This is a genomic window from Roseateles sp. (assembly GCF_039595295.1).
GTDB lineage: Bacteria > Pseudomonadota > Gammaproteobacteria > Burkholderiales > Burkholderiaceae_C > Roseateles.
In genome coordinates, this window is sequence record NZ_JBCNLU010000006.1 from 195436 (window position 1) to 210173 (window position 14738).

Sequence of the window (14738 nt, forward strand, 5' to 3'; positions counted from 1 at the left end):
GCTCGGCCATCCAGCGGTCGACCCTGGCGGCCATGCCGGTGGTGCCGATGCCGCCGCCGCGTCCGCAGCATCTCCTCATGAATCCGCAGCGAGGCCGCGATGCTGGTCCCGAAGCGCTCCGCCTGGCTGATCATCGTGACGAAGCCGTCCACTTCCTCCACCCCCGTGCGGATCGCCAGATGGCGCAAGGCCCGCTCGCGATCAGCGCCCGCCCGCAGCTCCAGATTCACCAGCCGCAGTTCGTCCGCCAGCGCCGGACTCTTGAGCTGCAAGTCGTCGGCCACCCGCAGCATCGCGGCCTCGGTGCCCAGACCGGCCTCCATGCACACAGTCATGAGGTCCCAGCGCATCCGGGAAGGACTCGAAGATCTCCCGCTGACGCCGCCAAAGCCCCTGGGCATCGGCACCGGACGCGGCCGGACCGGGTCGGTCTCAGGGAGATGCCGGACCGCCCCGCAAGGCTGCGACAATCTGCCGATTCGACGGCCGCCGCCTCTCTGACGGGAGGACGGCCGCGCATCCGAGACAAGACACAAGGACCCTCGCCATGAGCGACAACCCCGAGCTGGCGCTGAACGACCAGAACCTGATCTGGATCGACCTGGAAATGACCGGCCTGTACCCGGACAAGGACCGCATCATCGAGATCGCCGTCGTGGTGACCGACGCCCATCTGATGACGCGCGTCGAGGGCCCGGTCTTCGCGATCCACCAGAGCGACGCGGCGCTGGACGCCATGGACGCCTGGAACAAGGGTACGCACGGCAAGAGCGGCCTGATCGACCGGGTCAAGGCGTCGACGGTGGACGAGGCCTCGGCCGAGCAGCAGGTGATCGACTTCCTGAAGGCCTACGTGCCGGCCGGCAAGTCGCCCATGTGCGGCAACTCGATCTGCCAGGACCGCCGCTTCCTGGCCAACTACATGCCCAAGCTGGAAGACTTCTTCCATTACCGCAACCTGGACGTGTCCACGCTCAAGGAGCTGGCCCGCCGCTGGAAGCCGGCCGCGATGGAGGGCTTCAAGAAGGCCCAGAAGCACACCGCGCTGGCAGACATTCACGAATCCATCGACGAGCTGATCCATTACCGCGAGCAGTTCCTCAAGCTGGACTGAGGCCCGCGACGCGAGCACTGGATTTCCCGCGAGACCGATGAGGAGCGCGCTCGAGCGCGGCTGAGGCCCATGGACACCCCGCGCCGCCCGCATCCGCTGTGGGCGGCTTTCGACTTTCCGCGCCATCCGCTGGCGCGCGAGGACGGCGAACGCGTGCGCGGCGCCTTCTTCGCGCCGCCCGTGGAGCACCTGATCGCGCGCGATCCGGGGCGACTGCGCGTCGTGCTGCGCTTGGCGCATGCGGCGGCGCGCGCCGGCGCCTGGGTGCTGGGCGGGCTGCGGTATGAGGCGGCGGGGGCGCTGGATCCGGTGCTGCGCACGCGGCACGGCTCGGTCTGCGCGGACGCGCCACCGCTGGCGGAGTTCCTCGTCTGGGACCGGGCGCCCGCGCCCTGGCCGGAGGCACTCGCGGCGGCCGGCGCGGCGCGCGCGCATGCGATGTCCGATTGGACCGATGTCCAGTCCGACGCCGACGGCATGGCCGGCGTCGAGCGCATCCGCGAGTACATCCGCGCCGGAGACTGCTACCAGGTCAACCTGACCACGCGGCTGGCCGCGACGGCCGGCGAGGACTTCGATCCCGAGGCCCATTTCTTCGCGCTGCACGCGGCGCAGCCGGGCGGCTTCGCGCTGTTCCTGCGCACGGGGGCGGGCACGGTGGCGAGCGTCTCGCCGGAGCTGTTCTTCGACTGGCGCCCGCTGCCGGAGCCGCCGCAGGCCAGCCACACCTGGCTGCTGTCGGCCCAGCCGATGAAGGGCACCGCGCCGCGCGGTCGCGACCGCGCCGGCGACGAGGCGGCCCAGGCCTACCTGCGCACCAGCGCCAAGGAGCGGGCCGAGAACCTCATGATCGTGGACCTGCTGCGCAACGACCTCTCCCGCGTGGCGATGCCGGGCTCGGTGCGGGTGCCGCGGCTGTTCGAGCTGCACGCGCTGCCCACGGTCTGGCAGATGACCTCGACCATCGGCGCGGTGACGCGACCCGCGCTCGCGCTGGACGAGGTCATGACCGCGCTCTTCCCCTGCGGCTCCATCACTGGCGCGCCCAAGAAGCGGGCGATGGAAGTGATTGCCGAGCTCGAGCCCCAGCCGCGCGGCTGGTACTGCGGCGCCCTGGGCTTGCTGCAGCCGGGCGGCGCGGTGACCTTCAACGTGCCGATCCGCACCGTCGAGCAGCAGGGCGACGCGCTGCGCTGCGGCGTGGGCAGCGGCATCACGCTGGACTCGTCGCCGCGCGACGAGATCGACGAGTGGCGCGCCAAGGCGCGCTTCCTCTCCCGCGCCCGCGCGCCGATCGAAGCGCTGGAGACCCTGCGCATGGACGACGGCGAGTTCGCGCGCGCCACACGCCATCTGGCCCGTCTGCAGCGCTGCGCGCGGCATTTCGGGCTGGCGTGCTCGGCGGACGCGGTGAAGCTGCATCTGGCCGGCATCGCGCGGGCGCATCCGCTGGGATCGTGGCGGGTGCGGCTGACGCTGGCCCGCGACGGCACGCTGGCGCACACCGTGACGGCCTTGCCGCCTGCCGGCGATACGTCGACCGAGGGGCCGCTGAACGTGGCGCTGGCGCTGGTGCCCATCGATACGCGCGGCTCCGAGGCCGAATTCATCCAGCACAAGACCACGCGCCGCGCGCTGTACCAGGCCTTCCTGGACGGCAAGCCGGCGGACTGCTTCGATGTGCTGCTCTTCAATCGGGACGGGGAGCTCACCGAGGGCTGCCTGACCAACCTCGCGCTGCGGCTCGAGGCCGACGGGCCGTGGCTGACGCCGCGCGCCGACGCCGGCCTGCTGCCGGGCACGCTGCGCGAGGAACTGCTGGAACAGGGCCGGCTGCGCGAGGCGCGGCTGACCTTGAACGACTTGCGGCGGGCGCATGCGCTCGCCATCTTCAACAGTGTCCGGGGCTGGCGCGAAGCGCGGCTGCGGCACGAGGATCTTCATGACGACCACCACCACACGGCGCCGTCCGACGGCGCGCAAGACACGCGAGACTGAGGCGGGCACCGAGGCCGCCGTCGAGACCGCGGTCGCGGTCGAGCCGGCCCCGGTCGCCGCGCCGGCCGAGCCGGCGGCCAAGCCCGCCCGCAAGCGCGCCAGCCGCGCCAAGACTCCCCGCGTCGCGAGCGACGTGGCGGACATGACCCTCGCCGTTGAATCGGTCGATGCCGTCGACGTGAGCGAAGTCGCCGTTGGCGTCGTTCTCTCCGATGCTGTCGTCGCCGGCGCCGATGCCGCCGATGCCGCCGATGCCGCCGATGCCGCCGATGCCGCCGATGCCGCCGATGCCGCCGATGCCGCCGATGCCGCCGAGGTCAGCCACGTTGTCGTCGCTGCCGAGGTCACGGACGCCGCTGCCGCGGCAGCAGACGCCATCTTTGCCGACATCCTCGCCGAGGACGCCGCCGAGGGAATGGCAGAGGTCGTCGAGGCCCCGGCCCCGGTGCCTGCGCTGAAGAAGCGTCCCGCGCGCAAGCGCGCCGCAATGGCCGAGGTCGTGGCCGGGCTGATCGCCGACGTCGTGGCCGCTGACGAGGCCGCAGCCGCGGCGGACGTCGGGGCCCCATCCGAGGTCGCCGCCGACCTCGACGGCGGGGTGGACGCGGTCCCCGCTCGCGGACGTCGCAAACCGAAGGCCAAACCCGAGCCGGTGGTCGAAGAGGTCCCGGCCGCGCCGCCGCGCTACACGCTCGGCGCGCGCGAGGACGACGGCGTCTTCGGCGATTACGAGCTGCGCGACGGCGAGACCGGCGGCACCTTCCGCCTGCGCCTGCTGGGCCGTCAGACCTGGCGCTGCGATTGCGCCGGCTATCTGGCTCAGGGCGATTGCGAGCATGGCGGCCATCTGCTGGCCATGGTCGACGCGGCGCAGCAGGAAGCGCTGGACGCCGGCTGGCCGGCGCGCGAGGCCGAGGTCTGGCTGGTGCCGGGCGCGGAGCGCCGCGTGCAATGGGTCTGCGGTCGCGACGTGCCCGAGCGTCTGCGCGAGCAACCGGGTCTGGACGAGCAGCTGCGCCGCGGCGCCGAGGGCGCTCACGCCTGGTTGCAGCAGGTGCTGGCCGATGCGCGCGCGCTGGGCGTGGTGCTGCGCGTGGACGCGCCGGTGTGGCCGCAGCTGTGCTGGGGACGCGATGCGCAGGCCCGCGTGGAGCGGCTGGAGGCGCTGATGGCCGACGGCGCCGCGATGCGCGCGCTGTTGCGCGATGAGCTGCCGGTGCATGCCTGGGAGGCGGCGCTGTTCGCCGTCTGCGCGGGGAGGGCGCTGATCGCCGATGACCTGGGGCTGGGTCAGCGCGGCGCGGCGATCGCGGCGATCCGCCTGTGGGGCGAGCTGTTCGGCGTGAAGCCGGCGGTGGTCATCGCGCCGGAAGCGGCGCAGGCCGCATGGCGACGCGATCTGCGGCGCTGGCTGGGCGAGGACGCGTCGTCGGTGACCGTCGCCGCGACGCCGCCGGCCAAGCCGGTCGCGGCGCTGCTGGTCGTCGACGGCATCGATTCCGTGGATGCCGAGGCGCTGGCCGCGTTGCGCGCCACGTCGGCGGCGCAGCTGCTGTTGATCGCGCATCAGGAGCCGCTGGGCGACGCGCGTCTGCCCGAGTGGATCGATTGGCTGGATGAGGCCCGGCGCGGTCCGCTCGCGGCGCTGCGGGCGCTGCCGGCCGAAGCCGGGAAGAAGCAGAAGCGAGAGGCGCTGGAGGCGGTCGTCCTGTCACGCCGCAAGCGCGAGCTGGTCGACAGCCTGCCCGAGGCGCTGCTGTCGCCGCTGTGGCTGGAAGCCGCCGGCGCGAGCCTGCCGAGCGCGCCGCTCAAGCAGATCCGTCAGTTGATCGAGCGTTGGACCGCGCTGCGCTTCCTCGGCAGTGCCGAGCAGCAGCAGTTGCTGGAGGCGCTGGCGCTGCTGCCGCCGGCCTCGCGTCAGGCGCTGGCCGCGAAGGCCGAGGCGGTGCTCGCACTGCGGCGTGAATGGGTGCAGGGCGCCGTGCCGGCCGCGACGCGGTTGCTGGTCTGCGCGCGGTCGGAGACGCTGCTGGAGAGCTTGTCGATGTCGCCGCAGCTGCGTCGGCTGCCGCCGCAGCGGCTGCGCGCGGGTGACAGCGTGGAGGCGCGTGAGGCCGCGTTGGCGGCTTGGCGGTCGGCGGAGGCTGGCGTGTTGCTGGCCAGCGATGACGCGCTGGCGAGTCTGGATGAGGGGGCGCTGGCGGATGACCGCGTGGCCATCGTGCATGCGGACTTGCCTTGGCAGGGAGAGGCGATGGACCAGCGGCTGTGGGCCGCGGTCGGCGAGGAGGCGCGTGGCGTGCCGGCGGCCTTGCTGTTGATCGAGGATTCGCTGGATGCGGCGGTGTTGCGGGCGCAGCGCGACGGCGTGGTCTTCCCGGGGTGGCTGGATGCGGCACCGGTGTGGCTGGATGGGGAGCAGCTCGGGACGCTGATGGCGGTGTTGCCGAAGGTGATTGAGGGGCTTTGAGGCGAGGGATTGAGGCGCCGGTCTGATGGAGGCTCTGGCGTGGCACGGCCTGCAACCCAACCCCTCTCCCGCAAGCGGGCGAGGGGCAAGGAGCCAGCCCCGGAGCGCCGAGGTCGTATCAAAACGCTAGGTGAAAACCCGAAATCTGTTTATACTCATGGGCTTCACCGTTTCGTACGGTGCTTCGTACGTCTCCTCTGACCTCTTGCAGTCTGCTGCGCCGGCATCTCGATAAGAGATGCCACGCAGGCTTCGGCCCTGGGCCGCAGCCGATTCCCGCGACGGGGACCGCGCATCTGCATACCCTCGGGTTCGGTCGGCGGCGATGCCGTCGCTTTGACTGTTCCCCGGCGCCTCACCAGGCCCCTGTACATCGCGTCTTGCAGCACTCTTTTGAGGCATTGCGGCGCGCTTGTCGTTCTCTTGACTCCGCATTCCTGGTGATCGACGCGAGCTTTCTCCCAGCGACATCACGGTCCCGCCGCGATTCATTCGTTATCGCGCGGCGGGCAGGCGCTCCGGCGCGACGTCCGTCCTGACGGCGTCGGCACCGGCGTGCCGCATTTGGATTGCAAGATGAGTTTCGACAAAGACATGAACGCCGACGCCAAGAACCACAACGAGACCCCGATCGAGCAGCTCGACGAAGCGATCGATCAAGAGATCGAGGCGGGTGAACTGGGCGCCGACGCCCCTACGACCGGCACCCCGTTCGCGGCCCTGGGCCTGCACGACGCGCTGCTGCGCGCCGTCAAGGATTCCGGCTACGAGAACGCCACCGAAGTCCAGGCGCAAGCCATTCCCCCGGCCCTGGGCGGCGCGGACCTGATGGTCTCGTCGCGCACCGGCTCGGGCAAGACGGCGTCGTTCATCCTGCCGGCGCTGCAGCAGGTGCTGAACGCCCGGGCCGAGCGCGCCGCCGGCAACAAGACCAAGACCATCGGCCCGCGCGTGCTGGTGCTGGCCCCCACCCGTGAACTGGCGATGCAGGTCGCCAAGTCCGCGATGACCTACGGTCGTCACATCCAGGGCCTGCGCGTGGCCACCGTGCTGGGCGGCATGCCCTACGCCCATCAGCTGCGCGCCCTGAGCGGCCATCTGGACATCCTGATCGCCACCCCGGGCCGTCTGCTGGACCACATCAACAGCGGCCGCTGCAAGCTCGAGAACGTGACGATGTTCGTCCTCGACGAAGCCGACCGCATGCTGGACATGGGCTTCATCGACGACATCAACTTCGTCGCCGAGCAGATCCCGGCCTCGCGCCAGACCCTGATGTACAGCGCGACCTTCGCCGGCAACACCGGCCGTCTGGCCTCGCAGCTGATGAAGGATCCGCAACGCATCGACGTGTCGGGCCACACCGAATCGCACGAGAACATCGAGCAACGCCTGCACTGGGCCGACAACGGCATGCACAAGCGCAAGCTCCTGGAGCACATCCTGGGCGAGCGTGACGTGGATCAGGCCGTGGTCTTCACCAGCACCCAGCAGGACACCGAGTGGCTGGCCGAGCAGCTCGAAGCCATCGGCCACCGCGTGGCCGCGCTGCACGGCGGCATGCCGCAGGGCAAGCGCAACCGCACGCTGATGGCGCTGCGCCGCCGCGACCTGCGCGTGCTGGTCGCCACCGACGTGGCCGCCCGCGGCATCGACGTCCCGACCATCTCCCACGTCATCAACTTCGGCCTGCCGATGAAGGCCGAGGACTACGTGCACCGCATCGGCCGTACCGGTCGTGCCGGTCGCTCCGGCATCGCGGTGACGCTGGCCGAGCGCGGTGACATCTCGATGATCAAGCGCATCCAGCAGTTCACGACGCAGCAGATCCCGGTCTCGCGCATCGAAGGCCTGGAGCCCAAGAACGAAGAGCCGCGCATCTACCCGTCGCGCCCCGGTTTCGACCGCGGTGATCGCGGCGGCTTCGGCGGCAACCGTGGCGGCTTCGGCGGCAATCGAGGCGGCTACGGCAACCGTCCGCAAGGCGGCGGCTTCCGCGGCAACGACCGTGGCGGCTTCGGCGGCGACAACCGCTTCGACAACAGCGCCCGCTTCGAACGTCCGGAAGGCCGTCCGGCCTTCGGCGAGCGTCGTGAAGGCGGCTTCGGCGGCGGCAATCGCTTCGAGCGCAACGAGCGCCCGCAAGGTGATCGTCCGTTCGGCGACCGTCCGCGTTTCGGTGATCGTCCGCAGCGTGACGGCCAGGGCTTCGGCGGCGCGCCGCGCGGCAAGTTCCAGGATCGTCCGCAGCGTGACTTCGGCGGCCCGCGTGGCGGGCAAGGCGGCAACGGCGGCGGCTTCGAGCAGCGCCGCGGCGTCTTCGATGCCCGCTTCGACCGTTCCGCCGAAGGCAACGACCGCTACGGTCCGCGCACCGAGCGTCCGGCCTTCAAGGGCAACGACAACCGCTTCGAGCGTCCGGAAGGCCGCCCGGCCAAGCCGGCCTTCGGCAAGGGTCCGCGCGGTGAAGGCGGCGACCGTGGCGACGACCGCGGCGGCTTCGTCAAGAAGGGCCCGCGCAAGGGCTTCTGAGCCTGAGCGCCGCAGCTGAGCGAGGGCGCTGAGGGATGCGCGTGGAGGGGCGGATCGTCCAGTGGGATGACGCGAAGGGCTACGGCTTCATCGCGCCGTCCGACGGCGGCCCGAAACGCTTCGCGCATCTGAGCGCTTTCGGTCTGCGTCCGCGCCGCCCCTTCGTGGGCGAGCGCGTCAGCTACGAGCCCGGATCCGATGCGCAGGGCAAGCCCCGCGCGCTCAAGATCCGCAGCCTCGAGCCCAAGCCGGCTCCGGCCGGTCCCGCACCGAAAGCGGGCTCCGGCGGCGTCAAGAGCGCGTCGGCGGGGCAGGGCGGTCGCTTCCGCGCACCGCCGCCCCGATCGGGCGCATCGCCCGCATCCCCATCTCCATCGAAGACGCCATCGGCCGACACCGGGGCGGCGCTCTGGCTGGTGCCAGGTTTTGCGCTGCTGGTGCTGATCACGCATCTGGCGTGGCCGCTGCCGCGCGGTCTGTGGGGCACCTACATGGCCATGAGCCTGGCCACCTTCATCGTCTACTTCCTGGACAAGCGCGCCGCGCGTCTGGGCCAGTGGCGGGTGAAAGAGGCGACGCTGCACGGCCTGGCCTTGCTCTGCGGCTGGCCGGGCGCGCTGCTGGCACAGCACTTGCTGCGCCACAAGAGCGCCAAGCCCAGCTTCCGGCGCCTCTTCTGGTTGAGCGTCGTGCTCAACATCCTCGGATTTGTCCTTCTCTTCACGCCGCTGCTGGCGCCGTTCCTGTCCGGGCTTCCCGGTCCTTGGAACGCGTCCGGGGGCGGTGTCTCCGTTTGATCCGGTTTGATGCTGCAGTTGAAAGTGATCGCCACGGCCGATGTTCCCGCCGTGCTCGCCCTGCAGGCCCAGTGCTACGGGCCTGATTTCCTGGAGAGCGCCGAGGCGTTCCAGGCCAAGCTGGATGCCGCACGTCATCTGCACTGCAGCTATCTGGCCGTCGACGGCGACGAGCCGCTGGCCTACGTGGTCAGCCTGCCCGTGGACGACGGCGAGCTCCCCGCGCTCGATGCCCCGACCGTGGCGCCCGCGCGCGCGCCGCGCACGCTGTACCTGCACGACCTGGCGGTGTCGCCGGCCGGGCGCGCTCAGCGCCTGGGTCACAAGCTGGTACGACAGGTCGTCCAGCGCGCGCAGGACATGGGCCTGGCGCGCATCGCGCTGATCGCGGTGCAGGGCTCGCAGGGCTATTGGGAGCGCCAGGGCTTCGCGGTGTCCGACGTCGACGCGGGCTCCGCGATGGCGCACAAGGTCGCGAGTTTCGGCTCCGGGGCGACCCTGATGCACAGGGCGCTCAGTCCGGTCTGATGGGCGGAGATAATCCCGCCCCATGACAGTGAACCAGGGGGGCGCGGACGAGGCGCTGCGCGACGATCTCCCCGAACCCTCATTCGAGGACTACTTCCGGGATGGACAGCTGCCGCAGGACTCGCTCCTGTGGTGGCAGCTCGAACGCAACGAGGCCTTGCTGAGCGCGCAGCGCGCGCTGTTCCACGGCCCGGCGACGCTGGTGCGCCTGCGCGTGTGGGTGTTCATCGAGCTGATGAGCCAACCCCAGTCCAAGCTCTCCCGAGACGACCTGAACCGCCACTTCCACGTGCTGCGCGACGACGCGCTGGAGCTGGTGCTCAAGCGCCTGCGCGACGCGCAGCTGCTGGCTTGGGACGCGTCCAACCAGCAGTACGGCGTGACGCCGCTGGCGCAGCAGCTGATGGCGATGGTCTCGCCGCTGACGCAGGGGCAGGGGCTGGACGAGGACGGCGATCTGGCCGGCCTGCTGGCCAACGTGGCCGGCGCGCAGCAGCTGGGCACGCTGGAGCCGGCGCAGCTGCAGCATCTGCTGGCGCAGCTCTCGCGGCTGTACAACGAGTTCGCAGACGCGATCGCGTCCGGCTCCGAATTTCACTTGCGCCGCGCGCGCATGCGCTTCGAACGCGCGCTCAAGCTGGTCGAGCGCGCCAGCGAGGCGCTGTCCGCCATCATCCAGCAGGCGCAGACCGACGGGAACGCACGGCTGGAGCGTCTGGCGCGCGAGCTCGGCCTGGCGCAGGCCCGGCTGCTGGCGATGGCCAGCCAGTTCAACCGCGCGCTGCAGCAGGCCGACCGCCAGCGCGTGACGCTGGGCTCCACCGGCATCACGACCACCGACGTGCGGCGCTGGCTGCAGGACGTCCCCTTCCTCGAGAACCTGGCGCTGGGCGCGCTGTCGCGGCCGGTGCATCCGGTCTTCGTCGCGCAGCATGAGTTGCTGGACGGCTGCGAGGCCGAGTTCGAGCGCGACCGTCCGGTCCCCCCCACGCCCGAGCCGCTGCCCACCGGGCTGGCCGCGCCGCCGGGCGAGTTGGCCGTGATGAGCCTGCCGCCCGAGATGAACCAGCTGCAGGCGCTGCTGGGCCGCTGGAGCAGCGACAGCGTGCCGATGAACGACCTGCGGCCGGCGGTGCTGGGGGGCAGCTATGCGCGCGCCGCCTATCGGGCGCAGCTGCTGCCGCTGCTGGGCGACCCGCAGGCGCAGCATCTGGCCGGCGCCACCGGCGACATGGCGCGCCAGCCCTGGCGGGTGCGCTGGTCCGCGCAGCAGGGCGAGGTCGACGATGAATTCGTCCGCTGGATGAGCCAGGGCGTGCTGCACGCCACCGACGTGGAGCCGCCCGTCGAGCCTGAGCCGGAACCCAAGTGGCGCCCGGCCGAGCCGCCGGCTCCGAAGCGGGGTCGCCGCAAGGCCGCGGTCGTCGAAGCGGTCGCCGCTGATGCCGCGGATGCCGTGGACGCGTCGAGCCCGCCTTCCTCCGACGCGACGGCCGAGGCCGCCGCTCCCTCCGACATTCCCTCCACGACCGACGCGCCCGCGAGCGACGCGCCGCCGGCCGTGGACGACACCCCGTTCCAGTCATGAGCAATCAACTCGACGACGCCGCCCAACTGGCGGCTCAACTGCTGGCGCGCCGCTGGCTGCCGCGCAATCAGCCGCTGGTGAAGCGGGCCCTGATCGATCAGGAACTCTGGCGCGCGGTCAACGAGCGCGTGGCCGCCGTCGGCCTGCGCGTGGTGGACAACGTCTACGCCGACCACATCACCCTGGCAATGCTGCGTCCGGCCGAGGTCGCCGTGTTCGGCGAGACCGGCCTGGCCTCCAACAACAACCTGGAGCTGCCTCGCGACGGCGTCGCGTTGCTGGTGGTGCTGTGGGCGCTGATCGTGCTGCCCAAGCGCCAGCGCCAGCTCGCCCGCGCCGAGGAGGCCGCGGAAGGGCAGGGCGAGATGTTCGCCAAGGACAAGCCGTTGCCCAGCGCCGCGAGCAGCGCGCCCACGCTGTCCTACCGCAGCCTGCTGGCCGACTTCGGCAACCAGTTGGGCAAGAAGATGCGGCTGGACTCCAACCTCAAGCTGCTGGAGCGCCAAGGCTTCATCACCCGCAAGGGCGAGGACATCTGCGAAGGTCCGCTGCTGGACCTGCTGCTGGATTACGACACGCTGGCGCCGCGCATCCTCGACGGGGCACTGGCCGACGTGCTCGCGCGCAGCACCGACGGCGAGGCCGGCCCGATGCTGACCGCCATCCTGGCCGCCCGCCACAACGAAGAATCCGACCTGAGCGACGCCTGATGTTTCACCTGCAATCCCTGGAACTGCTGCACTGGGACTACTGCCGCCGAGTCTCGATGCCGCTGGACGGCAACATCATCACCATCGCCGGGCCCAACGGCTCGGGCAAGACCACGCTGCTGGATGCGATGCGGACGCTGCTGGGCCTGGAGTGCTCCGGCGGCCGGACCTACAAGACCTACGCCCGCCACGCCAACGCCGAGCATGCGTGGCTGCGCGCCCTGGTCGACAACCGACCTCGCAGCCGCCAGAACAGCAGCCGCCCGTTCGCGAGCTCGCTGCTGTACTCGGACCAGGTGACCCTGGCCTGCCGCATCTCGCGCCAGGGGGGCGACTGGGTGCGCCGCTACATCCTGGTGGACGGCGTCCAGGAGATCGAAGAGCTCGACACCAAGGCCGAGAAGGACTGGCTGGGCATCGAGGCCTGGAAAAAGCGCCTGGAGGCCGCCGGCCTGACGCGCGCCATCGGTCGCGTGCTGGCGCTGGAGCAGGGCCAGACCGACCGCCTGTGCGAGCTCTCCTCCAAGGAGCTGCTGCGTCTGGTCTTCGAGGTCTTCGGCGATCAGGAGGTACTGGACCGCTATGAGCTCGCCCGCAATCACCAGCAGCAGCTGCTGAAGGAAGTCGACCAGGCCTCGCACGAGCTGTCGCATGCGCAGGCGCAGCTGTCGGACTTGTCCAACCGCGTGACCAGCTATCAGCAGTACCAGCTGCGGCTCAAGGAGCGCGAGCGCCTGGCCACCGAGGTGGTGCCGGTGCTGCAATGGAGCGAGCAGCGTCAGCGCACCGCGCAGCAGCTGCGCGAGCTGCATCGGCAGCGGCTCTTCGCCCGCTCGGACGAGCGCGGCATCAGCGACAAGCGCGCCCATCTGCTGGCGCTGTTCAAGGCCCAGGAGGCCGCCAAGGACAAGCTGGCCGATCTGGAGCAGCAGCGCAAGGACGCGCGTCAGGCCTTCGAAGCCGCGCGCGACGGCGAGCGGCCGATGGAGCAGCTCGCCAAGCGCGAGGAAGATCTGAAAGCGCTGGCCGCGGTAGAGACCGACGGCGCCGCGCTGACCGCCAAGCTGGAAGAGCTGGGCTCCCGCCAGCATCAGCTGCGCGAGAGCTTCACCCGTCAGAACGACCAGCAGCGCAAGGCGCAGGCGGCGATGGACGAGCTGACCGGCCACCGCCTGCCGCCGCCGCCGCAAGAAGTGACGCGCTTCCGCAAGGCGCTGGACGAGGCGGGCATCGCGCACCATGTGCTGGCCGACGCGATCGACATCGCCGACGAGCAGTGGCGCGCCGCCGCCGAGGGCTTCCTGCGACCCTCGCGCTGGGTCGTGGTGCTGGCGCGGGCCAGCGACGAAGGGCAGGCCTATCGCCTCGCGTCGCGTGAACGCTATCGGCATTACGTCGTCGCCGACGGCGAGCACGCGCCCGCGGTGAGCCCCAAGGACAGCCTGATGTCGGTGCTGCGCTTCAACGCGAAGGTGCCGGGCTGGCTGCTGCGCCAGCTGGCGTCGATCCGCTGCGTCGGCGACACCGACAAGGGCGCGCAGTCCGGCGGCGAGTGGATCACGCCGGAGGCTTACTACCGCGACGGCCGCGGCGGCCGCAGCCTGTGGGTCGAGCCGCGCGAGTACCAATTCGGCGACTCGGCGCTGGATGCGCGCCGCGCTTCGCTGGAGAAGGAGCTGGCGCGCTACGACCTGGAGCTGTCCAAGCTCGCCAAGGAGCAGCTGGAGATCGAGCGCCAGCTCAAGGACGCGCAGCGCGCCGCGCAAGGCCACAAGGCGGCGCAGGAACTGGTCGAGCGGGCCGAGGAGTTCGCGCAAGCCCGCGCGCGTCTGCCGGGTCTGCGCCAGGCGCGGATCGAGGCGGCCACGCGCATGGGCGCGCTGGATCAGGAGCATGACCGCTCGGTGGCCGCGTCCACGCGCGCCGAGCGCGACTACGAGGCCGCGCAGGCGGGGCTCAAGGCCAGCGAGGAGAACGTGCTGCGCGCCGAGCGCGATTGGGCCTCCAAGCGCGACGACCTGCTGGGTCTGGCCAAGCATTCGCGCGAGGCCAAGCTCAAGTTCCCCGCCGCCTGGGTGCACCCCATGCGGCTGCAGTCCCTGCGCGACGAATTCGAGAACGCCAAGCAGGCGGAGATCGCCTCGCGCCATGTGCAGCAGGAGCTGGACACCGGCGTCTGGGAGACCGATGCCGGCGTGCAGGAGCGTCATGCGCGCATGCAGCTGGCGGTGCTGGAGCAGACCACGCAGCTGGACGACCGCCGCGCGAGCAACGAGATGGCGCGCATCGCCGCGTTCAACGCGCGAGAGCGCTACATCGACGTGCTGCGCGCGACGGTGCGCCGCTACAAGAAGAACGTCCAGGAGCTGGGCGAGCTGGCCGGCGTGCATGCGCAGGCCGAGCTGCCGCATCTGGACAACGACGACACGGTGCTGGCGCAGGCCGGCTTGCACGTGAAGTTCAACTTCGACGGCAAGGGCGAGGTGGGCCTGAACGACGGCGAGGCCTCGGGCGGGCAGCAGGTGCTCAAGAGTCTGATCCTGCTGGTGGGCCTGATGAAGGACGACGACGCGCCGGGTGGTTTCGTCTTCATCGACGAGCCCTTCGCCCATTTGGACGTGCGCAACATCCAGCTGGTCGGTCACTTCCTGAAGAGCACGCGCGCGCAGTACCTGCTGACCACGCCGATCACGCACAACGTCGAGGTCTTCGAGCCCTCGGAGATCACGCTGGTCACGAGCAAGAAGCCGCGCGGCGAGCGCTGGGCGCCGCCCATCGCGGTGCTGGCGCGCCGGCCGGAGGTGTCGGTCTACGACTGAGCGCGCCGCATCGCGGCACAGGCCCGACGCCCCCTGAAAGCCACGCTGACGCGTGGCTTTCTTCTTTGCGCATCGTCCCCCGAACGGGTGGCGGTTGGATGACATGCAGGCCCCCATCGGTGGGCCGCCTTCAGCACGAGATTGCGCCCGGCAACACCTGGCACTGACTGGCATCGCAGCGA

At 70.9% G+C, this 14738-nt stretch carries 9 protein-coding genes and 1 pseudogene; 9 read left to right on the plus strand and 1 reads right to left on the minus strand.

Translation table 11 applies throughout. The annotated features are described in order from the left end of the window. Positions 1–101: 101 nt before the first annotated feature. Positions 102–401 (minus strand): annotated as a pseudogene (locus ABDW59_RS07120) (type II secretion system F family protein); the annotation flags it as partial. A 146-nt stretch (positions 402–547) separates the two neighbouring features. Between ABDW59_RS07120 and orn the strand changes: the two are divergent. The 9 genes from orn (at position 548) to ABDW59_RS07165 (ending at position 14556) form a co-directional block, all read left to right on the plus strand. Next, on the plus strand, positions 548–1114 hold the full coding sequence (orn, locus tag ABDW59_RS07125) for an oligoribonuclease (protein ID WP_343628885.1): 567 nt from the start codon (positions 548–550) through the stop codon (positions 1112–1114). Between the two features lie 69 nt (positions 1115–1183). After that, the gene (locus ABDW59_RS07130) at positions 1184–3112 is read left to right on the plus strand and encodes a chorismate-binding protein (RefSeq protein ID WP_343628886.1); all 1929 of its coding nucleotides are present in this window, start codon (positions 1184–1186) and stop codon (positions 3110–3112) included. Beyond that, complete coding sequence (locus ABDW59_RS07135) at positions 3057–5582, plus strand: hypothetical protein (protein WP_343628887.1); 2526 nt, start codon at positions 3057–3059, stop codon at positions 5580–5582. The genes ABDW59_RS07130 and ABDW59_RS07135 overlap by 56 nt, the downstream gene beginning before the upstream one ends. Positions 5583–6158: 576 nt before the next feature. Continuing rightward, positions 6159–8114: a DEAD/DEAH box helicase gene (locus ABDW59_RS07140; protein WP_343628889.1), complete on the plus strand. Its 1956-nt coding sequence runs from the start codon at positions 6159–6161 to the stop codon at positions 8112–8114. Between the two features lie 35 nt (positions 8115–8149). Next, entirely contained in the window at positions 8150–8911 is a 762-nt protein-coding gene (locus ABDW59_RS07145; RefSeq protein WP_343628890.1) for a DUF1294 domain-containing protein, read from the plus strand. A gap of 9 nt (positions 8912–8920) precedes the next feature. Beyond that, positions 8921–9439 (plus strand): GNAT family N-acetyltransferase, encoded by a 519-nt coding sequence (locus ABDW59_RS07150; protein WP_343628891.1) that lies wholly within the window; start codon positions 8921–8923, stop codon positions 9437–9439. A gap of 22 nt (positions 9440–9461) precedes the next feature. Then, positions 9462–11027, plus strand: a complete 1566-nt coding sequence (locus ABDW59_RS07155; protein ID WP_343628892.1) for a hypothetical protein — start codon at positions 9462–9464, stop codon at positions 11025–11027. Beyond that, complete coding sequence (locus tag ABDW59_RS07160; RefSeq protein ID WP_343628893.1) at positions 11024–11737, plus strand: hypothetical protein; 714 nt, start codon at positions 11024–11026, stop codon at positions 11735–11737. The genes ABDW59_RS07155 and ABDW59_RS07160 overlap by 4 nt, the downstream gene beginning before the upstream one ends. Next, positions 11737–14556: an AAA family ATPase gene (locus ABDW59_RS07165; protein ID WP_343628895.1), complete on the plus strand. Its 2820-nt coding sequence runs from the start codon at positions 11737–11739 to the stop codon at positions 14554–14556. Before ABDW59_RS07160 ends, ABDW59_RS07165 begins: the two co-directional genes overlap by 1 nt. Positions 14557–14738 lie beyond the last annotated feature (182 nt).

Bases quoted from the DNA above. Each gene is read 5' to 3' on its own strand.
- ABDW59_RS07150 (WP_343628891.1), top strand. From the start codon at position 8,921: ATGCTGCAGTTGAAAGTGATCGCCACGGCCGATGTTCCCGCCGTGCTC.
- ABDW59_RS07135 (WP_343628887.1), top strand. From the start codon at position 3,057: ATGACGACCACCACCACACGGCGCCGTCCGACGGCGCGCAAGACACGC.
- ABDW59_RS07140 (WP_343628889.1), top strand. From the start codon at position 6,159: ATGAGTTTCGACAAAGACATGAACGCCGACGCCAAGAACCACAACGAG.
- ABDW59_RS07155 (WP_343628892.1), top strand. From the start codon at position 9,462: ATGACAGTGAACCAGGGGGGCGCGGACGAGGCGCTGCGCGACGATCTC.
- ABDW59_RS07160 (WP_343628893.1), top strand. From the start codon at position 11,024: ATGAGCAATCAACTCGACGACGCCGCCCAACTGGCGGCTCAACTGCTG.
- ABDW59_RS07165 (WP_343628895.1), top strand. From the start codon at position 11,737: ATGTTTCACCTGCAATCCCTGGAACTGCTGCACTGGGACTACTGCCGC.
- ABDW59_RS07130 (WP_343628886.1), top strand. From the start codon at position 1,184: ATGGACACCCCGCGCCGCCCGCATCCGCTGTGGGCGGCTTTCGACTTT.
- ABDW59_RS07145 (WP_343628890.1), top strand. From the start codon at position 8,150: ATGCGCGTGGAGGGGCGGATCGTCCAGTGGGATGACGCGAAGGGCTAC.
- orn (WP_343628885.1), top strand. From the start codon at position 548: ATGAGCGACAACCCCGAGCTGGCGCTGAACGACCAGAACCTGATCTGG.